The sequence below is a fragment of the Methylomonas sp. EFPC1 genome, assembly GCF_016925515.1.
GTDB classification, from domain to species: domain Bacteria; phylum Pseudomonadota; class Gammaproteobacteria; order Methylococcales; family Methylomonadaceae; genus Methylomonas; species Methylomonas defluvii.
This window is the reverse complement of record NZ_CP070494.1, coordinates 1,061,660-1,082,431: the sequence shown is the minus strand read 5'-3', so window position 1 is coordinate 1,082,431 and position 20,772 is coordinate 1,061,660. Positions and strand designations below refer to the sequence as shown.

Sequence of the window (20,772 nt, the reverse complement as noted above, 5' to 3'; positions counted from 1 at the left end):
GAAAGGTGATCCGACCTGGGCTTCGACGCGCTCAGCTCGCACGGAATACCCGTGATCAATAGGGCCGGGGTAAGCGCTACGAATCCCGCAAAAAAAAACAGGGGCGGAATACACCCCTGTTTTTAATCGCCTTTACAGTACCGCCAACAAAACAGTTGGCAGTTTTCCGAATACGAAGGCTACTTACTGACGAGAATACTGACGGTACCGGTTTTATTGGCGGTATCGGTGGCAACCGCTTTTATCGAATGGCTGCCGGCAGCCACTTTCTTGACATTCCAGCTATAGCTCAAGGTTTTGTTAGTCGTAGACGACACCAGCTTGTTATCGATATAAAGCTGCACTTTAGCGACGGCAACGTCGTCATTAGCAGCAGCAGAGATACTCACCACGCTACCACTCAGTTTCGCACCGTTAATCGGGTTAGAAATAGTCACGGTTGGCGCCGCTTGATCCGTGGTGCTTACCGTGGTTTGATTTTGTACGTTCACAGTCACGGCGCTTGATGAACCTTGGTTTCCGGAAGAGTCAGTCGCCACCGCCGTTAAATTGATATTGCCGTTTGCCACAGTCGTGGAATCCCAACTGAATGTGTAAGGCGCAGTGCCATCTGTTCCGACCAATTTACCGCCTGCGTAAAATGAAACCTGGCTTACGGCGACATTATCGTTAGCGTTAACGGCGACAGCGGCCAAACCACTTACCACAGAACCAGCAGTTGGAGATGAAATGGCAGCGGTCGGCGCTAGAGTATCTCTAGCCACTGTATTGAGCGCTAATTGCACAGCGGCGTTAGCATTGATACGTCCATAGCCATAGTTTGGATCAAAATTAACACCGGATACTTTATCCGCAGAATCTTTTAGTACCTTTTCGACATCCGCAGGCACCAAGTTGGGATTTGCGGCTTGAATCAACGCGACTACACCGGCTGTCACAGGGCTAGAAAACGAGGTCCCGTTCCAATTGGCATATCCGCCACCTCTCAGAAGCGTGGCAATAGAAGTGCCGGGAGCTGCGACATCAATAAAGGCGCCATAGTTGGACCAACTGGCCTTCACATCATTCCAATCGGTTGCTGAAACAGAAATCATGTAGGGGTTATCGGTATAACCGGGATCCACTCCGTCGTTGGCGCCTGCAACAACCACTATTCCGCCTTTGGAATTCATATACTGGGCCGCCGATGACACCGCCGAGCTACCACTCACCCCATAACTGATATTTGCGACATCGGCACCATTATCTGCCGCCCAACTCAAACCCCTAGCTATATCGCTCCAATAAGCGTATCCCGTAGAATCGTTAGTAATCCTCACCGGCATCACTTTAGCATTCCAGGCCACGCCGGCAACCCCAGTAGCGTTATCGGTGACAGCCGCCGCTGTACCGGCAACAGCCGTACCATGACCATTGATGTCAGAGGTATCAGAGCCGCCGTCCACGGCATTCCAGCCCGGAATCATATGATTAGCCAAATCCGGATGCGAACCATCAACGCCGCTATCCAATACAGCTATAGTAATGCCATCAGCTTTGGAAACATCCCAAGCCCCAGGCGTTTGTATTTTTGCTAAATGCCACGCACCGGCAAAATTCGGATCATTCGGGGTAGTCGTACTCATGGGCTGAACCATATCCAGCTCAGCGAACTCGATATGGGGATTTTTTGATAATGCCCGTACCACCGCTTCTTCCGCTTGTTCAGGAACGCTAACGATATGAACCGGCAAATTGCCGATCTTTTCGCTGCTTTTACCTTGATTGCCCCGCAGAATTTTTTCAAACTCCGCATCCGACAAACCCGCATTGGGTTTAACTAAAATTTGCCCTGGTTTCCAGGTTTTGGCGACGTTACCAGCTGACGCCGGCAACTGTTGCATATCCTGATTTATTTGCAAAATTTCCTGGTCTAGCAAGTATTTATCAAGATAAATGATTGCGGGCACTGCCAGTAGCGCGACACCTAAAGTGATGTATAAATTTTTTTTGTTCATGACTGTTCCCCTCGTTTTTGTTTTGAATATCCAAATCTTAAACACCTCATCCTTGGCTTCTTTGCCTTGAGGCTTTCTGAACGTAAGCTAATTTGAATGTTCTGAATTAGCTTTCTGCTTGGAAGGAAGTCTAAAAAAACTGGGCTGCCATTACTGTGACTTTGCTTTCAGAATCACCATAACAACAATGGGGTAACACATATTGCTAAAGCTACCAGACAATTTCTGGAAAAAAAAACGCCGGATTAACCGGCGTTTTTTAGGTGTGTAAACAAGTCGGACAATCAGACTTTGCTTTTACGTGACAAACCCATGCCCAACAAGCCCATGCCCAGCAAAGCTACAACGCTTGGCTCGGGCACGCTGCCTTGACCACCGCCACCGCCGTCGCGTGTATAGTTACCGATCAGGAAGCCACTATCCGAGCAACCTGCACAACCCGCCGTACTTAGTGATTGCAAATGCGCACCCAATTGACCGGCAGGTAACGTAGCTTCCGAGCTCTGTAGTGCCGCTGCGGAATAAAAGTCATCCAAAGTCCAATTGCGGTTTAAGGTTGCTGTAAATAACAAATTCACGGTATTTGTTACGTCCGCAGCATTGGGTTGGCCTGCCGGATCGAGTGCTTGAAATGAAAACGAAGGATTGAAACTCCCTCCACCTTGAACTGTTGCAGGAGATTGAATCTCCCAGCCAACTGGATTGTATCCCCCAAAAGTTACATCCGCGACGTTGACCAACGACCCCAAGTTGAAATAGAACTCGTCAAGCTTTGCATTCGGATGTAAAGGCGAAGCGATATCCACTGTCCAACTAGCGACTGTGTCTACGACATTAATGCCGACGTTGATGAACAGATTGTCCGGATTATTGGTTCTGGGATCGCCTGTTAGGCTACCCGCTACGCTAAATGAAGCCGCTTGAGCGCCGCCCCCGAAAATTGCCGTTGACGACAATAATCCCGCCAAAAGCATGTGTTTAATTTTGGTTTCCATGATGATCCCCCGCAAATAAATTTGTAAAACGTCGAACTATTTCTTTGACTATGATTTCGTGAAAAAGGCACAAAACCCTGAAAATACCTAAGCAAATAGTAGACCATAAAAAATTTATGCTATAAAACATATACTTAAAAACAAACACCCCCCAAAAAACAACACAGCCTGTAAATTTTTTCGTCAGTATTTGCTTACATTACCGTGCATTACAATTCAAACCTACCTGAGCATCAACTAAGAAAAACTGCGTCGTGGCATCAACTTAATCGGTTTTTCCCCAGGGATTTTCATTAAGTTTTTTTTGCAAATTCAATGCCAGAACGCTTTTGCAAAGCAATTTCAGGAAAAAATCCCGACGCATTGTCATAAAAATTTAACACTACCCCGAACCACAATTTTCATTTGGAAATTCAGCATTTTTGCCTGTAAAAAAAACTGACAACACACTTACGCTGTTTAATGTTTTGCCAGTCATGATCAATTGACCCAATCGAAAAATTGAAACTTCGTTTTTTTAATACAGAAAACCTACCTGGGAGAATGCACCGTGGCTAGTGCTGCCCAAGCGCGCGCCTTGCGACTCGACAAATCAACTATTTCAACGATCTATGGTATAAAGCGCTGCGATTTAATCGTAGCGCTTCCATCATGCTTTGGAATACAAGCCGCGGAAGCTATGCCTAGAAAGCCAATCGGTAACGCTGTAGGTGTTAGTTAGTTTTGGATTAATAACAATATTGAGGGGGACAAATCATGATAGAACTTCTGGTAATCTTAGGGCTGGCAGTAGTCGGTTGGCTGGTCTGGAAAGGCAAACTAAAACTCAAGCCCATCGGCAAGACGCCGGAGAATAAACAGGCGACACCACCTCAACCTGCAGCTTCCCGTGCAGCCAATTCCCCTTCGCAACCGAATACCGCGTCGCCAACCACTCCAATAGCGCAAGAAATCGAGCCCCCGGTAGAGTCTCCCATCCAAGTGCCTGAACCAATTGCCGAACCCGCGCCACAGGCGCCAATCGTCACAGCAGTTACCGAAGAGCCGAGAACACCGACGAAAGAAGAGCCGGCAATCATAATACCGGAAGATTCAGTATTAAAACGCCATTATCTGGCAGCATTGCAAGTGGAGAAAGAGGCCCTCAGCAATCCCTATCCCACCGACTCCGTGCTGCGCCGTCACTACGAAACGCTGCACAAAATCGCATCGCCTCAGCATTCACAAGCGGTGGACGAATCGGCGCCCTCCCAGCCGGAAGCTGCGGCGCAGCCAGCCAGCCCTGTAGAAGCGGTTCTGCCTGAAGATTCGTCAGTGCAGACGCAGGACCTTGAGCAATTACGCCGCGAAATTTTAGCCGAATTGCCAACACCGCCTACCGACTCGGTGTTGAAACGTCACTATGACAGCTTACTGCAAACCAAACTGCAACAACGGCTAGCCTCACAATAGGCACTGAGAAATCTCGGCAGGTTTCAACAGCCGCCCGTACGCCAGGACGCTATGGGCGGTCGTCCCGCGAAAGAGTTGCCTAGGCGCTATACCTTCAAAGCCCATTAAAATTCCTGGTAAGCTCCCATGGACATATGGGTATGTTGGCGCTACAGATTTTTGACAATCCGATGAATGACGGTATGCTGGGTAAATCTTTGTCTATGCATCTTGATGGGGATACATAGACTTTAAGAAGCGCCATCCCAACGTTTACGACAAGCACAAGTAATTCGATAACTGACCGGCATCAGCATGAATGACATATACCAATTCTCGGCGACTAACATTAACGGCGAAACTGTCGCTTTGGCAGATTACCGCGGAAAAGTACTGCTAATCGTCAACACCGCCAGTCGATGCGGCTTTACCCCGCAGTTCCGTGGCTTGGAAGCGCTTTACCAGACCTATAAAAGCCGCGGCTTAGTGATCCTGGGGTTTCCGTGCAATCAATTCGGCCAGCAGGAACCAGGCGATAGCCAAGAAATTGCCAGTTTTTGCGAACTGAACTATGGCGTTAGCTTCCCCATGTTCGAAAAAATCGACGTTAACGGTAACCACGCACATCCGCTGTTCGAGTATTTGAAAACCGCAGCCCCGGGAATCCTGGGTTTAAATGCCATTAAATGGAATTTCAGTAAATTTCTGGTCGGCCGAGATGGCAAGGTTTTTAAACGCTATGCGCCGATAGACACGCCGGCAGGTATCAGTAAAGACATAGAGCGCTTACTGAGTAAGAGCGACGCCCCCGTTAAGGCGTAGCAAAACTTTTCACCCAGTCGCCCGGCCTTACTGCACCGGCAACCGCCGTTGAATCCAGGGTACCCGCCGCCGTAGCAGCACTAACGTCGGTTATCGTCAAGATGCCTTGCGACTCGCCCAAACCCGCTCCCGCCGTACCGCCGGCGGACGCCGAATAAATCATCAGCTTATCACCGACTCTGATTTTATCCTGGGCGCCGGCGGCAATCACGATCCGGTTGTTGCCGGCTTGTATCACCCGGGTGGTAAAGGGATAGCAGCCGAATAATTTGTGAATATCTTCACTGGCCTGCTGAATGATCTCGCTGATGGCGTGACCGGCCGACGTGGAGTTGAAACGCTCGCTACCCACCGTATAGCCGCTCGGCAGCGAGACGTCGCCCAGGATGGAATCGGTATAACGATGTTGAAACAGCAAGGCACCGCTAAAACCGTCGTAAACAAATACGTCAATCCCAACACTACGGCGAGCGACAAAATCCCGGACCATGGATTTTAAATCCGCCAGTGCGCCGCTACCACGCACATATTCTGTAGACTCCACCCGAAAATCGCGAATCACGCCCGATAACACGAACTGCGCATTCTGCTGTTTGGCAATATTCAGAATCACCGATTCGGCTGTACCCTCGGCAAAGCGAATCTCCGGCGCCATATCGGGCCGGCTGTATAAAGAGGTGTTGGTCAGATTGCGGCCGATAAAATCGCCGGTTTCCATCAACTGATTATTAATTTCCCTGGGGATGCCGCTGTATAAATCCTGGCTTTCGGTGCCGCTGATTTGATCGGCATTCATGACCGGAAAGCCGGTGGCGACGATTTTCTTCCGATACGGCGAACCGCAACGCTGTTTATCGGATAACACGGCCAGCACTTGCACATGGTAGAGATCGGCATCCTGCCATTCGTCGACCACCTTGATGTCGCTGACCAGCAGCGCCGAATTATTGTTACGTTTAAGTTGCAGAGACGCGTTACTCACTGCGTCGTCGATAGCGGCTCGGCGAGCTGCTTCGACACCTCCGCCGACGATAGCCGCACTACCTTGCACGCTAACCTGCTGACCGGACGCGGCAACGCCACTCTCATCGCCGCGCCGCTTGCTGTTGCCGCTGCTGCATGCAGCCAGCAAGGCGATCAGTACCACTGTTAGCAAGTTTCTATAAGGCACTATAAAATCCGTTGATCAACAAATACTGAAATATCGTTCGCAAACCAGTGTTGGCAATCCATTCCACATCGTAAAGGCCGGCTTCCAGCAAGGTGTCGTCCACGACATTAGCCTTTTTGGAAAAGCCTGCCACATAATATTGATCGCTACAATCCCGAGCACCGCAAGCCAGGTTGGCGGAGGTCACCGTGGCGGCTTTGTAGCCCAACCGCGTAAACGCCAGTTTGTTATCCTCCTGTAAACACTGCCCTACCAAAGCAGTATCGCCAGACATACACTGGTAAAAACGCGGGCTAAGACGCAATTCCAGAGTCGTTTTTAAACTGTCTCTGACAGTCCGATAATCGGCGGCGCGCGCGTCGCGTAAGTAACTATCCAGATAAACCCGGTAGACCTCGTCACGCATCACTTGAGCGCCGACCGTAGTTTGATTGCCCAATTTTTCTTGATACAGCAAATCCGCCAAGCCGCGATAGGCATCTAGTTTGGCCGCTTGTTGCGCCTGCATCCAGCGTTGATTGACAGCCAGCTTACCGCTATCGTCAAAACGGCTATAACCGGTAGCACGCAGTGTTTTACCGGCGGACGGCACCTCAGCATGTTTCTCGCCCACCGCAGCACAACCGTTTAAGGCTAACGCCATCAACACCCAGCAAATTGTATAAAACACTTTCATGACCCCTCCTCCTACTCGCCTAAGTCATCGACTACTTGGGCTTTTTCTTGAGGGCGGATGACAAATTCTGCCCTTGGTCCACTGGAAATTTCTTTCGGCAATTCGCGGAGAAAACTAACTATGCGTCTTGTCTCCTGCCACTGACCAGAGTTTTTCCAGCTGATACAGTTCGCGGGCCTGACCGGTCATCACATGCACGATCACATCGCCCAAATCCAACAAAATCCAATCCGAACTTTGGTCGCCTTCCAACCCCAGCGGTTGCTGCCCCTGCTCCTTGACCTTTTCCATCACATAATCGCACAGCGACTTGGCGTGCCGGGACGAGGTACCGGTGGCAATGACCATGTAATCGGTAATACTGGTTTTGCCGCGCACGTCGATAGTCTTGATGTTAAGGCCTTTACGGTCGTCGAGCTCGGTTTCGACCAGCTTTAGTAATGCTTCTGTTTGCATTCAATTTCCTGTGAGATGAATGGGGGGTTGATATAAACGATGCCGCCGAATCAATTCGATGACCCGGTCCGGCAGTAAAAATTGTGGATCGCGTCCGGTAGCCACCAGTTCGCGGATGGCGGTGGCGGAAATCGCCAGCGCAGTGACTTCTTGGAACGTTAAAAGCCCGGCTGTCTGCCGACTAAACTGCGTCCGGTCCTCGGCGATTCGCTGCGCTAAAAACGCCGATAGTTCCAATCCTGCATAGCCGGGCCGGGTCATGACCACGATGTGCGCATAATCGAATAAGCGCTGCCATTGGTGCCAGCGCTCCAAACCGGCAAAGGCATCGGCACCGATAAACAGCAACAGCGGTATATTGCCTATTTCGTTACGCAAGGAATGCAGCGTATCCACCATATACGAGGGCCCCGCCCTATCCAACTCGCGTCTATCCACGCTAAAGCCGTGAGTATCGGCGACAGCGGCTTCCAGCATTTGTAAACGCAAGTGCGCCGGCACGTCGGGTTCGTCTCGGTGCGCCGGCAGACGGCAGGGAATCAAGCGCAGCTGCTCCAATTCAAACAGCTCTTTCACTTCCAGCGCGGTGCGCAAATGGCCGTAATGGACCGGATTAAACGTGCCGCCGTATACCCCGATCATTATTGGCGGATATGGCCGTCGCCCAACACTATGAATTTCAATGAGGTTAAACCATGTAACCCGACCGGCCCGCGCGCGTGCAGTTTGTCGGTACTAATGCCAATCTCCGCCCCCAAACCGTACTCAAAGCCGTCGGCAAAGCGAGTGGAGGCGTTTACCATCACCGAACTAGAATCCACTTCCCGCAAAAAGCGCCGCGCCAAAGTGTAATCCTCGGTGACGATGGCCTCGGTATGAGCCGAGCTGTAGGTATTGATATGCGCTATCGCCTCGTCGATGTCCGCGACAATCTTGATGGACAAAATCGGCGCCAAATATTCGGTATGCCAATCTTCTTCAGTCGCGCGTACAGCGTTTTTGATCAAGGAACAGGTTTTCAAGCAACCGCGCAGTTCCACGTTTTTTGCCGCATATTGTTCGGCCAAAATCGGCAACACCGTCGCGGCGATACTTTCCGCCACCAGCAAGGTCTCCATCGCATTACAGACGCCGTAGCGATGGGTTTTCGCGTTCATCGCAATCGCCACTGCTTTATCCAAGTCGGCTTTGCCGTCGATATAGACATGGCAAATACCGTCCAGGTGCTTGATCACCGGGATAGTCGCTTCGCCGCTGATCCGTTCGATCAGGCTTTTGCCGCCACGCGGCACGATCACGTCAACATAATCCTGCATCGTAATCAGCTCACCGACTGCGGCCCTATCGGTGGTTTCCACCACTTGCACAGCCTGCTGCGGCAAACCGGCAGCGGCTAATCCGCTGGCAATGCACACCGCAATCGCTCGATTGGAATGAATCGACTCGGAACCGCCCCGCAAAATACAGGCGTTGCCCGACTTCAAGCACAAGGCCGCCGCATCGACAGTAACGTTAGGCCGCGATTCGTAAATAATGCCGATCACACCCAAGGGCACGCGCATTTGCCCCACCTGAATCCCGCTGGGCTGATAGTTAAGATTGGTAATTTCCCCAACCGGATCGGGCAGCGCGGCAACCTGCTTCAGGCCTTCTATCATGGCTTGGATGCGGGCTGGTGTCAGTTCCAGACGGTCCAGCGACGCCGGATCCATACCGTTCTGTTTGCCCGCCGCCAGGTCTTTGCGATTTTCGCTGGCTATCTCGGCGCTACCGGCGGCGATAGCCTCGGCAATTTTCAATAAAGCGCTATTTTTCCGCCCGCTCTCGGCCTTGCTGATCTCGCGGCCGGCCGCTCTGGCCTGTTGCCCCAATTGCTGCATGTACTGTTTAACGTCCACAATTATCGACCCGATGAATTGGAAAAGCCGGCATTATAGCAAGCCGGGCCAAGTTACAACGAATGCGGCAAACTCAACGCCCTTTCCTGCCGTAAATTCGGCACTGCACGACAGAGCCCTTCCCATTGCCAAGCCAGAACCGAGCTCGTAGACTGCAACATTGGATTAACACCCACTTTATTCAAAGGTACCCTGAAATGAGTCAGCTTTTTTCGCCTTATTCCCTCGGCACGGTTACGCTGCCCAACCGTATCGTCATCGCGCCGATGTGTCAGTACTCGGCAGTCAACGGCGAAGCCAGCGATTGGCATTTAATGCATCTAGGCAATTTGGCGATGTCCGGCGCCGGCTTGTTGATTATCGAAGCCACGGCCGTGGAGCCGGAAGGCCGCATCTCGCCGGCCGATCTCGGCCTCTGGTCGGACGACACCGAAGCCGCTTTGGCCCGGGTGTTAACTGCGGTGCGAAAATATTCGCAGATACCCATAGCGATTCAGCTGGCACACGCCGGCCGCAAGGCCTCCACCGCCGCGCCCTGGGACGGTGGCGGTCTGGTCAATATCGAACAAGGCGGCTGGCAGACCGTCGCACCGTCGGCACTGCCTTTTATGCCGGACGACCCCGCGCCGACTGCGCTCGATGCCAGCGGATTGCAACGCATCGTGCAGGCGTTTGTATCGGCCGCCAAGCGCACGCATAAACTGGGGCTAGACGCCATCGAGATACACGCCGCCCACGGCTACTTGCTGCACGAATTTCTTTCGCCCTTATCCAATCAGCGTGACGACGAATACGGCGGCTCGCTGGAAAACCGGATGCGTTTCCCGTTGGCGGTATTCGAGGCGATGCGGGCTGCCGTGCCTATGCAAATGCCTATCGGCGTAAGGATTTCCGCGACCGATTGGGTGGACGGTGGCTGGGACTTGGCGCAAAGCATGATCTTTGCCAAAGCCTTGCAAGCCCGCGGATGCGGATTTATCCATGTCTCCAGCGGGGGCCTGTCGCCGTTGCAAAAAATCCCCGTCGCTCCCCATTACCAAGTGCCGCTGGCGGCGAGCATCCGCGCAGAAACAGGCCTGCCCACCATCGCTGTCGGCCTGATCACGGAAGCGGAAGAGGCCGAAGCCATCGTCGCGGACGGCCAGGCCGATATGGTGGGCTTGGCGCGCGGCATACTCTACGATCCACGCTGGCCCTGGCATGCCGCCGCCAAACTGGGCGCCCAAGTCGCAGCGCCGCCGCAATACTGGCGCTGTCAGCCGCGCGAACACAAGGCTTTATTTGGCGACATTCGCTTTCGGCAACGCTAAGACTTTGACTGGCTTAACCACGTCAATCAGTCACATAATAAATTCGTCCATGCAGTTGTAACCGGCTGTATTTGAATATTGGAGATTCATGCGTTTTTTAGGCACTGCAAACCCCGCTTTTCTAAGACTGTTAACGTTTCGCGTACTGATCGTGCTGGCCTATCAAATCGTGGCGATTGTGGTGGGTTGGCATATCTACGAACTGACGCACGACCCACTGGCCTTGGGCCTGATAGGCCTGGCCGAAGTGGTCCCGTATTTTTGCAGCGCGCTGTTCGCCGGTTACGCTGTCGATCATTACTCACGGCGCTGGTTCGCAATTTCAGCGTGTTTGCTGTTATGCCTAAACGCCTTGACCTTGACCGCCATCGCGGCGCAATGGATTCCCGACAATCCGCTGGTATTGATGTACGGCTCCATAGCCGTCACCGGCGTAGCGCGGGCCTTTATCGGCCCATCTTACAGCGCACTGTTCGCCCTGGTTTTGCAACGTGAACAATATGCGCGCGCTGCCGGCCTAGGAAGTTCGGTATTTCAGTTTGCTTTAGTTGCCGGCCCGGCACTGGGCGGGATTCTGGTCGGCTGGGCCGGCAAGACTGTGGCTTACGGCATTTCCGGTGGTTTATGCGTGTTGGCCGCGCTGGCTTTGCTGTCCTTACGCATCAAGGAGCCGCCGGCAGCGGAAAGCGCGCCGATTTTTACCAGCATCGCCGAAGGCCTGCGCTTTGTATTCAATAACCAGATCATCTTGGGCGCGCAGTCGCTGGATATGTTCGCCGTGTTGTTTGGCGGTGCGGTAGCCATGCTGCCGGCGTTCATTCACGACATATTTCATTACGGCCCGGAAGGCCTGGGAATTTTACGTGCGGCACCGGCCGTTGGCGCGGTGATGACCGGCTTGTTTCTGGCCCGGTATCCACTTAACAAGCACGCCGGACGCTGGTTGCTGATCGCCGTAGCCGGCTTTGGCTTATGTATGATCGGCTTTGCGCTTTCGACCAATTTTTGGGTGGCAGGCCTGGCTTTACTATTGTCCGGAATTTGCGACGGAGTATCGGTGGTGATGCGTACCACCATCATGCAATTGGCCACGCCGGATAACATGCGCGGCAGAGTCGCGGCGATCAACGGCATATTCATCGGCTCGTCTAACGAACTCGGCGCGTTTGAATCCGGGGTTGCCGCGCGGCTGCTGGGCTTGGTGCCGTCAGTAGTGTTTGGCGGTGGCATGACGTTGTTGGTGGTGGCGGTTACGGCTAAATGCGCGCCTAAACTACGCAGGCTGGAGCTTAATCAGCTCCAGTAATCTTCGTGTCAATTGCCCAAAACAGCGGTTTTATTCAGACTTTTTTCCGCGCATCAGTAAAAAACCTGCGCCAATGGTGGCTACCACTAAAACTAACATCAAGATCGGATGTTGATAAAACATGTCAAAAAATGCACCGGTGCTTTGCGATGTACCTCTGTAATACGGACCCATAATTTCTCCCCTATTTTTGCTTAATTGTCAGCTCTTTAGGCGGATAAGCTGATTCAAGTTAAAGAATTTACCTTGCAATTCAAGCTTGTCCAATTTTATTAGCCCGACTACCTACCAAACCTATCGCCACACTATTCGCGTGCCCTTAAATTGAGCCACCTCGGCAGACTCAGGGCGAATGGGTTAAGCATCGATTCAAAAATTCCAGTGATGCACTAAAATTTAGTCTGGCTACATAAACTTCGACCGGCCAAGAATAAACAAGCCCTTCCCTTATTCTGCGTATAGAAATTATTCGAATCGCCTGGTTAAAATGGGAATAACAATAAACGTAGCCAAACCGCTGATGCCCCTTTTGCATTAGCATCAGGAGCTATCCCATGCCGCCGTTCGTCCAACATCGCACACTCAGAATTCTGCTGTCGATGGTCATTCCGATTTGCGGTGCAGTCTTCCAATATCATCTGTGGGACATCCTAAAACCGACCATCTGGATTTTTCTGTACCCTTCTGTATTTTTAAGCGCCGCCGTGGGTGGTCTGGTCGGCGGCTTGCTGGCTACGCTGATAGCGGTGGCATTAGCCGATTTTCTGTTTATCCCACCAAGCTTTACCTTTTACATTGCAGAAACTCGCAGCATCTATTCGATGTGTATATTTTTCTCGATGGGCATACTGTTCAGCATTGTCTTCGAGCAACTGCATCGCTCTCTGCTAGCAGTCAAACGTTTGTCAAGTTTTGAAGTCAATAGCTATTCACAGCGGCTGGACCAAGCGCTCAGTGTCGCCGACGCTGGCATCTGGGAATGGCACGTCCCCAGCGGCGAAGTGTTTTGGAGCGAGAGCTTATGGCGGCTCTACGGTCTTAAAAACAATAGTTGCCAGGCCTCCTACGACAACTGGCTAAGCACAATCGCCGAAGAAGACAGAGCCACAACACACGAAGCAATGGACCAAGCACTCAAACAAAAAGCCGACGTCCTGTTAGAGTGGCGAGTGCATTCCAAGCTGGACGGCCACACCCACTATTTGCTGTCGCGCGGCCAGCCGCTGTTGGACGAGCACGGAGAACTCCTGCTTTATCGCGGCGTGGTGATCGACATCACTGACCGCAAACAATCGGAACACGTACTACAGCAACTCACGCAAGAACTCGAAGATAAAGTCGAAGCAAGGACCAAAGAATTTTTCGATCTATACAACCAAGCGCCCTGCGGTTACCACTCGTTGTCGCCCGAGGGAACGATTTTACGGGTCAATCAAACCGAGCTGGATCTTTTGGGCTATACCAGCGATGAGTATTTAGGCCACCCGATCACCGAGTTCATGACACCCGACAGCCGAAAGCTATTCGAAAGTCACTTTCCGGAGTTTATGCGTACCGGTCACGTGCGTGATCTGGAGTTCGATTTTTTTGCAAGGACGGCAGTATCAGGCCATTTCTGGTTAACGCCGATTTGATCCGGAATGCTCAAGGCGAGGCCCAGTACTCGACCAGCACCTTGGTGGATGACCGCGAACGTAAAGCCCGCGAACAAAAGCTCCAGGACCTGAACAAATTTCTCAACGAAGTATTAGAAGTGCTGCCCTTTGGTGTGGTGGTCTACGACGAGTCGTATAAAGCCGTTTTCCGTACCAGCTTGTTTGGCAAACTTTTAAGTTATCCCTCCGAGCTGTGCAAAAAAGAACCTCTGTATTTTGCCGATGCCATTCGCTTCAATTTTGACCGGGGCGACTATCCGAATCGAACTTTTGATGACGTCCTAAACGGCTTCATCGATATGATGGCAGCGCGCGAAACCGTGTGTTTTGAACGCCAGCAAGCCAATGGCATTTATCTGGAGATTTGCGGCCAGCCCATCAGTAATGGCTGGACCTTACTGACTTACACGGATATTACCCCGCACCGGTTAGCCGAACAATCACTAGAAACCGCTCGCAGCGCGGCCGAGGCCGCCACCCGCGCCAAAAGCGCATTCCTGGCCAACATGAGCCACGAGATTCGCACTCCGATGAACGCCATACTGGGTTTGGCGTATCTGCTGGAAAAAAGCGAATTGCCGGGCGATGCGAACCATTTGGTCAGCAAAATTCGCATGGCCGGACGTTCGCTACTGGGCATCATCAACGATATTCTGGACTTTTCCAAAATTGAATCTGACAAACTGGAAATCGAACACGCACCGTTTCGCCTGGGAGATGTGCTGGATAATTTATCGACCATTATGTCCACGAACGCCGGCGAAAAAGAACTGGAACTGATCATCGCCCAGCCACCCAGCAAAACCAAACAACTTTACGGTGACGCGCTGCGGCTAGAACAGGTGTTGATTAACCTGACCAGCAATGCGATTAAATTCACCGAGCAAGGTCATGTGGAACTAGCGATCGCAGTGACCGCCGAAGACGACCAGCAGATAACCTTGAGATTTGCAGTTCGCGACACCGGCATCGGCATTCCGGCGGACATACAGCAGGACATTTTTTCGCCATTTTCTCAAGCCGACAGTTCGACGAGCCGTCGATTTGGCGGCACCGGCTTGGGCTTGAGTATCTGCCGACGTTTAATTGCGGCTATGGGCGGCGAATTGCAGGTCACCAGCATCCCGGGCAGCGGCAGCGAGTTTTGGTTTAACTTGACGTTTAAACGCGGCCAAGACGTTTGGCTGGCCGCACCGGACATGGCGAATCTCCCGGTATTGGTGGCGCACGGTAATCCAATCGCCCGCGAAGTGTTGGCAGATATTGTGGCCGGATTGGGCTGGAACGCAACAGCGGTCGGTTCGGGCTCGGCCGCCCTTCAACATATCCAAAGCCGCTTGCTGGCGCGAGAGCCCAATCAAGTTCTGCTATTGGACTACAAAACCCCGGGCATGGACGGCTTCACCGTCGCCAATAAAATCCGCAACGAACTCAAGGACCATCACGACCCAATTATCATTATGGTCACCGCTCACGCTAGTAACGCCCTGCAGACTCACAGCGACATGCGCCACGTAGACGCCTTACTGACCAAGCCGGTCACCGCTTCGGCACTGTATAACACGGTGGCACGCGCATTACGGGTGCGCCAAGGCGGCGAGCCGCTTAGACCTAAACATGCCCAGCAGCGCCTTGCCGGCTTACGCATCTTGGTGGTGGATGACAGCGACATCAATCGCGAGGTGGCACAACGTATTCTGGAAGGTGAAGGCGCGCATGTCGAATTGGCCCATCACGGTCGCCAGGCCCTTGAATGGCTGGAGACGCATTACAACACCATAGATATTGTGCTGATGGATGTGCAGATGCCGATTATGAACGGCTACGAAGCTACCCAGCACATCCGCCGTATGCCGGCCTTAGCCGATCTCCCCATAGTGGCGCTGACCGCCGGCGCGTTTATGGAACAACAAGAGTTGGCGCAAGCCGCCGGCATGACCAGCTTTATCGCCAAACCGTTTGATGTGGACGCCGCCATTGCCTTGATTATCAAGTTGACCGGCGGAACTCGTCAAATTGCGCCGATGTATAAACCCCATCTTGCCATACAGCCCAATACTTCAGATCTCGAGCTACCGAGTTTGGACGTCGAACGCGGCCTAAAACTTTTCCCGGATGTAAGTACTTACCAACAATATTTACGTAAGTTTGCCCGGGATTACGCCGACAGCATACACACTATCAAATTCGCGGACACCGCTGAAGCACGGGCGTTTCTTCATAAGCTGAAGGGTGTTGCGACCACCCTGGCCCTACTAGAACTTGGCAAACAAGCGGCAGAAGTCGAACAGCAGCTAGTTAGGGGCGCGGAAATGACTGGACCCTTGCGAATTTTAAAGTCTGCTTTAGACAAAGCACTGGATTCGATTGCTGAATATGCCCCCAACAACCACGTTGTAGACAACATCCAAGCAAAAACGATAGACCGGCAACAACTGACAGCACTCCTTGCGCAGATGCTAGCTATATTGGCAAACGATGACATGGTGGAATTTAGGCCGCTGTTGCTTGAACTTGATAAGACGGTCGGACCTACTAGCCTTGAACCATTAAACCGAGCCATCGAGAACTACGATTTTCGAACTGCGGAAGCTGAAGTCAGGACACTTGCAGCTGAACATTCTATTACTCTGTGAGCATTGCCATGCCTAACGGTCCTATCTTAATTATTGACGACGAGCCGCAGAATCTGCGAGTGCTGGAGCAAATCTTAGCAGGCAAATATAAGTTGGTGTTTGCTCGCAATGGCCATGAGGCGCTGGCGGCTACACGTAAATTTCGACCGTCTCTGATTTTATTGGATATTCAACTGCCGGATATGGACGGTTATACGGTGTGTCGGAAGTTAAAAGCTGATCCGCTTACCGAAAGCATTCCGGTGATCTTTATCACGAGTTTGGCGGATGCCGATGATGAAGTCACTGGTTTTGAGGCCGGCGCGGTGGACTACATCGTTAAACCGGTTTCATCACCGACAGTAAGGGCGCGCGTACAAACCCACCTGTCCTTGGTACGCGCAATCCATCTGGAAAAAAGTCATCGCGACGCCATCTACATGCTCGGTGAAGCCGGCCATTACAATGACAACGATACCGGGGTGCATATCTGGCGCATGGCGGATTATGCGGGCGCCTTGGCACGTGCCCTAGGCTGGGGAGAAGAACAATGCCGGCTCATCGAATTGGCGGCCCCGATGCACGACACCGGCAAAATAGGCATCCCGGATGCGATTCTGAAGAAATCCGGCGCATTGGATGCCAGTGAATGGATCATCATGAAAACCCACCCCAGAATCGGCTACGACATCCTTAGCAAAAGCGATGCACCGGTCTTTAAGATGGCAGCGGAGATTGCCTTACACCATCATGAGCATTGGGATGGCAGTGGTTATCCCGATGGACTGGCTGGCGAGTTAATTCCCGAATCGGCGCGTATCGCAGCCTTAGTCGATGTGTTCGACGCGCTGACGATGAAACGTCCATACAAAGAAGCTTGGCCTAACGAGCAAGCAATAGCCACCATTCAAGCGGAAAGCGGCAGCCATTTTCAACCAGCGATGATCGAGGTCTTTATTGCCGTTCTACCCGAGATATTAGCGATTCAAGCCAAATGGTCCGAATGCGAGGCCACGTCCAGGGTGTGATAACTGCGCATTTATCGATCTGCGAACTGACCAAACTGGTATTGTCATTGAAATGAGAACTTATCACCTCGCCAAGGGTTGTCTAGATCCGAAAGCTTCAAAAAATCCAGTGTCAGGCACATCCCAATAGTCTGGATTGACTTCCCGGTTTGGGACTCCAGCATTCTCTGGAATGACGGCATACTTGAAATATTCTTATAATCAGGAAGATTTAGCTGAAATGCGTCATTCACACAACCGATGTTATTGGATAAAAGGACCTATATGGCATTGCCGGACCCGTCGCTGCAAAGCAGGAATTTGCCGTTGGATTTTTTTAGAGGTTTGGCGTTGATGGTGATTTTTATCAACCACATGCCGGACAACCCCTGGTTTTGGTATACCCCTTCGCGATTTGGCCTCAGCGATGCCGCAGAGGTGTTCGTGTTTTCATCCGGCTTTGCCTCCGCACTAGCCTATGGCCGCTGTTTCCAGCGCGCAGGGTTGTGGCTGGGAGTGATTCGAATCTTGCATCGCTGCGTACAAATTTACAGTGCGCATCTGGCTTCTTTTGTACTGCTGGCTGTGGTTTGCGTCGTTGGTAATCGCTGGGTGCCGGAAATGGATGATATTCAACGTCTGAACATTACCTATTTTTTCGACGCCACCCAGCAAGCGCTGTATGACTTGTTCACCTTGGCTTATGTACCCAATTATTTCGACATCCTGCCCATGTATCTGGTGATGATGTTATGGCTGCCGATATTCTGGGCGCTGTCTCGTTTACATGTCGGCGTGGCCCTAGCGAGTTCGGTAGCGCTGTATTGGGCAAGTTTTCACTTCGGCTGGGAATTGAGCGCAGATCCGGCGAGCGGTCGCGCCTGGTATTTCAACCCCTACAACTGGCAATTGATGTTTTTTACCGGTTACGCATTTGGCGCAGGCTGGGCCAGAGTGAACCTAAAATACAGTTGGCTGTTGTTGGTTTGTCTGGCGTTCATCCTGGTTTCGATTCCTTTGGAGCATGAAGCGACGTACACCCGAATTGAGTTCTGGGGCAATCTGCGTGCAACCTTGGCGCCCTGGCTCGACAAAAGTCACTTGGGAGTGTTGCGTTGGCTGCATTTACTGGCATTGGCTTATGTCATGTATCGCTTGTGCGACTGGCGATCTCAGTGGCTAAATTGGACGCTGCCGCGCGCCGTTGTCATCATGGGCCAGCAATCGTTACCGATTTTCCTTTGTTCCATGGTGCTTTCTTATGCCGGCGGCATCTGGCTGGACCAACTTGGGCGCGACGAATGGTCGGCAGCAGCCTTAGTCAATCTGAGCGGCATCGGGCTAATGTTGCTGGCCGGCCAACTCATGGCTTGGCTGGACACCAAACCCTGGAAGCCTTCCCCGGAAAGATTGGCGCAAAACGATAGCAATCGCTATTCCGCAGTATTGACTCCCGATTATCGCTTGAGCAACCAAGTCTTGGCACTGCCCTGTTTGATCGGCTTGGCCGCGCTGCCTGCGGTGTTGACCAATCCACAACATGTCGGCGAAGAGGTCACGCCCGACCTAGTCGTTCAAGTACACGAAACCGATACCGAGGCTTTACAGCCTGTGGAGGCGTTGTTACCAGAAACCGCCACCGACGAGATGATCGACAGCCGGCAACAGCTGTAACGGATTTTAAGGCCGCGGAAGCATAAGCGGTTCATCGGTTTTTCTGGCAGTTGCTGCTGAGTCTTTTATCTCCCGTGCGATTGAAAAACCGTCACCCGCGCTCGGCTTAGCACAACAGCAGGGGCGCCGCTGACATCCGCCAATCGCCTGGTACATTTGGCTAACGGTGATGTAGAAACATCACCCGTGAAATCGGAACCATGCAGATGGATAATCATATGAAAGAGTTAAACAAGGGTTTGTTCGGTTTGATTGGCAGCGCATTGTTTTTCCTGCCCACGCCGGCAATCGCTGAGACCTTATCCCAAGCGCTGGATTTGAGCGGGCATTGGGTCGGATATTTGTGTGTGGGCCTGTTTGCAGTCGCTTATCTACTTGTAGTGCTGGAAGAAGTCTTGGAATTACGCAAATCCAAGCCGATGATGTTGGCGGCGGCATTGATTTGGGTGGCAATTGCTCTGGTTTATAAGGATCAAGGCTTGTCGTCGGTCGCGGAAACGGCGATTCGGCACGATGTGTTGGATTATGGCGAGTTGTTGCTATTCCTGATCGTCTCGATTGCTTACATCAATGCCATGGAGGAGAGACGGGTTTTTGATAGCCTGCGGGCTTGGCTGGTTAACAAAGGTTTGAGTTATCGCCAACTGTTTTGGGTAACGGGAGTCCTAGCTTTTCTGATCTCCTCGGTATCCAATAATATGACTACTGCAATGTTGATGTGCGCAGTGGTCATGGCGGTCGGCAAGGATAATCCCAAATTTGTTGGCATTGCCTGTGTCAATACTGTGGTAGCCGCCAATGCCGGCGGCGCGTTTTGCCCCTTTGGCGACATCACCACTTTGATGGTCTGGCAAAAAGGCATCATCGAGTTCTGGGCATTCTTCACGTTGTTTGTGCCATCGGTGCTTAACTTCCTGATTCCCGCTGCCATCATGCATTTTGCCATTCCGAAAACTCAGCCAAGCCCTCTTCATGCCCAGGTTTTCACACGTCGCGGCGCCAAACGTATCGTGGTGTTATTCCTGCTCACGGTGCTCACGGCAGTTGGCTTTCAGAATAGCCTGCACATGCCGGCTGCGGTGGGCATGATGGCTGGTCTGACCTATCTGCAATTGTTCGGCTATTTTCTGCATATTACCCACCGCGACGAACCGGAACTGGGCCTAGACCCGATGTCCGGCGAGGAAAACCCCGCTGCTGCCGACGAGGACAGTATGCGCTTCGACGTCTTTCATCATTTGGCGCGCATGGAATGGGATACCTTGCTGTTTTTCTACGGCGTGGTGCTGTGTGTGGGTGGTATGAACTTTCTCGGCTATTTACGCCATTTATCAGAGTTTCTGTACGGCGAACTTGGCGCAACGCCTGCCAATGTCCTAGTTGGCCTGATCTCGGCCTTGATCGACAACATTCCGGTAATGTTTGCAATTTTAGCCATGCGCCCCGAGATGTCGGAAGGTCAATGGCTGCTGGTCACGCTGACGGCGGGTGTTGGCGGCAGTTTGTTGTCGGTCGGCTCGGCAGCAGGCGTGGCGCTTATGGGCCAAGCCAAGGGCATTTACACCTTCATGACTCATCTGAAATGGACGCCGGTGATTGCCCTAGGGTATTTGGGCAGCGTGGCTGCGCACTTTTTAATAAATTCCGCGCTTTTTTAGCTCTGCAGTCCGACAAATGGGGGGGATACGCGCGACTTATCCACCCCAAAGTTCCGCATGTGGCTGTGTGTCGAACGAGTGCATTCATGGTCATACTGGAC

At 52.2% G+C, this 20,772-nt stretch carries 17 protein-coding genes; 9 read left to right on the top strand and 8 right to left on the bottom strand.

Annotation, left to right across the window (positions count from 1 at the left end; genetic code table 11):
* Positions 1–179: 179 nt before the first annotated feature.
* Together JWZ98_RS05130 and JWZ98_RS05125 are read right to left on the bottom strand one after the other, a co-directional pair.
* The gene (locus JWZ98_RS05130) at positions 180–1,997 is read right to left on the bottom strand and encodes a S8 family serine peptidase (RefSeq protein WP_240348218.1); all 1,818 of its coding nucleotides are present in this window, start codon (positions 1,995–1,997) and stop codon (positions 180–182) included.
* Positions 1,998–2,281: 284 nt separating this feature from the next.
* On the bottom strand, positions 2,282–2,992 hold the full coding sequence (locus JWZ98_RS05125) for a PEP-CTERM sorting domain-containing protein (RefSeq protein ID WP_171696344.1): 711 nt from the start codon (positions 2,990–2,992) through the stop codon (positions 2,282–2,284).
* A gap of 756 nt (positions 2,993–3,748) precedes the next feature.
* Here JWZ98_RS05125 and JWZ98_RS05120 point away from each other — a divergent pair.
* Complete coding sequence (locus tag JWZ98_RS05120) at positions 3,749–4,444, top strand: hypothetical protein (RefSeq protein ID WP_205453524.1); 696 nt, start codon at positions 3,749–3,751, stop codon at positions 4,442–4,444.
* Between the two features lie 294 nt (positions 4,445–4,738).
* On the top strand, positions 4,739–5,245 hold the full coding sequence (locus JWZ98_RS05115) for a glutathione peroxidase (RefSeq protein ID WP_205453523.1): 507 nt from the start codon (positions 4,739–4,741) through the stop codon (positions 5,243–5,245).
* On the opposite strand, the gene JWZ98_RS05110 is transcribed toward JWZ98_RS05115, so the two are convergent.
* The 5 genes from JWZ98_RS05110 to JWZ98_RS05090 all read right to left on the bottom strand — a co-directional run bounded on the left by JWZ98_RS05110 (position 5,235) and on the right by JWZ98_RS05090 (position 9,428).
* Positions 5,235–6,416 (bottom strand): flagella assembly protein FlgT middle domain-containing protein, encoded by a 1,182-nt coding sequence (locus JWZ98_RS05110; RefSeq protein WP_205453522.1) that lies wholly within the window; start codon positions 6,414–6,416, stop codon positions 5,235–5,237. The two genes, JWZ98_RS05115 and JWZ98_RS05110, sit on opposite strands and share 11 nt — an antisense overlap.
* Positions 6,406–7,092: a hypothetical protein gene (locus JWZ98_RS05105; protein ID WP_205453521.1), complete on the bottom strand. Its 687-nt coding sequence runs from the start codon at positions 7,090–7,092 to the stop codon at positions 6,406–6,408. The genes JWZ98_RS05110 and JWZ98_RS05105 overlap by 11 nt, the downstream gene beginning before the upstream one ends.
* Positions 7,093–7,206: 114 nt before the next feature.
* Positions 7,207–7,548: a ribosome silencing factor gene (rsfS, locus tag JWZ98_RS05100; RefSeq protein WP_026601961.1), complete on the bottom strand. Its 342-nt coding sequence runs from the start codon at positions 7,546–7,548 to the stop codon at positions 7,207–7,209.
* A complete protein-coding gene (gene nadD, locus JWZ98_RS05095; RefSeq protein WP_205453520.1) occupies positions 7,549–8,190 on the bottom strand; it encodes a nicotinate-nucleotide adenylyltransferase in 642 nt (213 codons plus the stop codon).
* A complete protein-coding gene (locus tag JWZ98_RS05090) occupies positions 8,190–9,428 on the bottom strand; it encodes a glutamate-5-semialdehyde dehydrogenase (protein WP_346015197.1) in 1,239 nt (412 codons plus the stop codon). Before JWZ98_RS05090 ends, nadD begins: the two co-directional genes overlap by 1 nt.
* A gap of 215 nt (positions 9,429–9,643) precedes the next feature.
* On the opposite strand from JWZ98_RS05090, the gene JWZ98_RS05085 reads away from it, so the two are divergent.
* Both JWZ98_RS05085 and JWZ98_RS05080 read left to right on the top strand, forming a co-directional pair.
* Complete coding sequence (locus JWZ98_RS05085; protein WP_205453519.1) at positions 9,644–10,756, top strand: NADH:flavin oxidoreductase/NADH oxidase; 1,113 nt, start codon at positions 9,644–9,646, stop codon at positions 10,754–10,756.
* 88 nt (positions 10,757–10,844) lie between these two features.
* Positions 10,845–12,062 carry an MFS transporter gene (locus JWZ98_RS05080; protein WP_205453518.1) on the top strand — a complete coding sequence of 406 codons (1,218 nt, stop codon included), beginning with the start codon at positions 10,845–10,847 and terminating at the stop codon, positions 12,060–12,062.
* Between the two features lie 30 nt (positions 12,063–12,092).
* Here the strand turns inward: JWZ98_RS05080 and JWZ98_RS05075 are convergent, their stop codons facing one another.
* A complete protein-coding gene (locus tag JWZ98_RS05075; RefSeq protein WP_197026947.1) occupies positions 12,093–12,236 on the bottom strand; it encodes a hypothetical protein in 144 nt (47 codons plus the stop codon).
* Positions 12,237–12,616: 380 nt separating this feature from the next.
* Between JWZ98_RS05075 and JWZ98_RS05070 the strand changes: the two genes are divergently transcribed.
* From JWZ98_RS05070 to nhaD, 5 genes are all read left to right on the top strand, one after another.
* The gene (locus JWZ98_RS05070; protein WP_205453517.1) at positions 12,617–13,696 is read left to right on the top strand and encodes a PAS domain-containing protein; all 1,080 of its coding nucleotides are present in this window, start codon (positions 12,617–12,619) and stop codon (positions 13,694–13,696) included.
* Positions 13,693–16,353 (top strand): response regulator, encoded by a 2,661-nt coding sequence (locus JWZ98_RS05065; RefSeq protein ID WP_205453516.1) that lies wholly within the window; start codon positions 13,693–13,695, stop codon positions 16,351–16,353. Before JWZ98_RS05070 ends, JWZ98_RS05065 begins: the two co-directional genes overlap by 4 nt.
* Before the next feature lie 8 nt (positions 16,354–16,361).
* Positions 16,362–17,360, top strand: a complete 999-nt coding sequence (locus JWZ98_RS05060; protein ID WP_205453515.1) for an HD domain-containing phosphohydrolase — start codon at positions 16,362–16,364, stop codon at positions 17,358–17,360.
* A 240-nt stretch (positions 17,361–17,600) separates the two neighbouring features.
* On the top strand, positions 17,601–19,013 hold the full coding sequence (locus tag JWZ98_RS05055; protein ID WP_240348216.1) for an OpgC domain-containing protein: 1,413 nt from the start codon (positions 17,601–17,603) through the stop codon (positions 19,011–19,013).
* Positions 19,014–19,231: 218 nt separating this feature from the next.
* Positions 19,232–20,671 carry a sodium:proton antiporter NhaD gene (gene nhaD, locus JWZ98_RS05050; RefSeq protein ID WP_205453514.1) on the top strand — a complete coding sequence of 480 codons (1,440 nt, stop codon included), beginning with the start codon at positions 19,232–19,234 and terminating at the stop codon, positions 20,669–20,671.
* The last annotated feature ends 101 nt before the right edge of the window (positions 20,672–20,772 follow it).

Coding starts and splice junctions, on each gene's coding strand:
- JWZ98_RS05130 (WP_240348218.1), bottom strand. CDS start 1,997: ATGAACAAAAAAAATTTATACATCACTTTAGGTGTCGCGCTACTGGCA.
- JWZ98_RS05125 (WP_171696344.1), bottom strand. CDS start 2,992: ATGGAAACCAAAATTAAACACATGCTTTTGGCGGGATTATTGTCGTCA.
- JWZ98_RS05120 (WP_205453524.1), top strand. CDS start 3,749: ATGATAGAACTTCTGGTAATCTTAGGGCTGGCAGTAGTCGGTTGGCTG.
- JWZ98_RS05115 (WP_205453523.1), top strand. CDS start 4,739: ATGAATGACATATACCAATTCTCGGCGACTAACATTAACGGCGAAACT.
- JWZ98_RS05105 (WP_205453521.1), bottom strand. CDS start 7,092: ATGAAAGTGTTTTATACAATTTGCTGGGTGTTGATGGCGTTAGCCTTA.
- rsfS (WP_026601961.1), bottom strand. CDS start 7,548: ATGCAAACAGAAGCATTACTAAAGCTGGTCGAAACCGAGCTCGACGAC.
- nadD (WP_205453520.1), bottom strand. CDS start 8,190: ATGATCGGGGTATACGGCGGCACGTTTAATCCGGTCCATTACGGCCAT.
- JWZ98_RS05090 (WP_346015197.1), bottom strand. CDS start 9,428: ATGCAGCAATTGGGGCAACAGGCCAGAGCGGCCGGCCGCGAGATCAGC.
- JWZ98_RS05085 (WP_205453519.1), top strand. CDS start 9,644: ATGAGTCAGCTTTTTTCGCCTTATTCCCTCGGCACGGTTACGCTGCCC.
- JWZ98_RS05080 (WP_205453518.1), top strand. CDS start 10,845: ATGCGTTTTTTAGGCACTGCAAACCCCGCTTTTCTAAGACTGTTAACG.
- JWZ98_RS05075 (WP_197026947.1), bottom strand. CDS start 12,236: ATGGGTCCGTATTACAGAGGTACATCGCAAAGCACCGGTGCATTTTTT.
- JWZ98_RS05070 (WP_205453517.1), top strand. CDS start 12,617: ATGCCGCCGTTCGTCCAACATCGCACACTCAGAATTCTGCTGTCGATG.
- JWZ98_RS05060 (WP_205453515.1), top strand. CDS start 16,362: ATGCCTAACGGTCCTATCTTAATTATTGACGACGAGCCGCAGAATCTG.
- JWZ98_RS05055 (WP_240348216.1), top strand. CDS start 17,601: ATGTTATTGGATAAAAGGACCTATATGGCATTGCCGGACCCGTCGCTG.
- nhaD (WP_205453514.1), top strand. CDS start 19,232: ATGAAAGAGTTAAACAAGGGTTTGTTCGGTTTGATTGGCAGCGCATTG.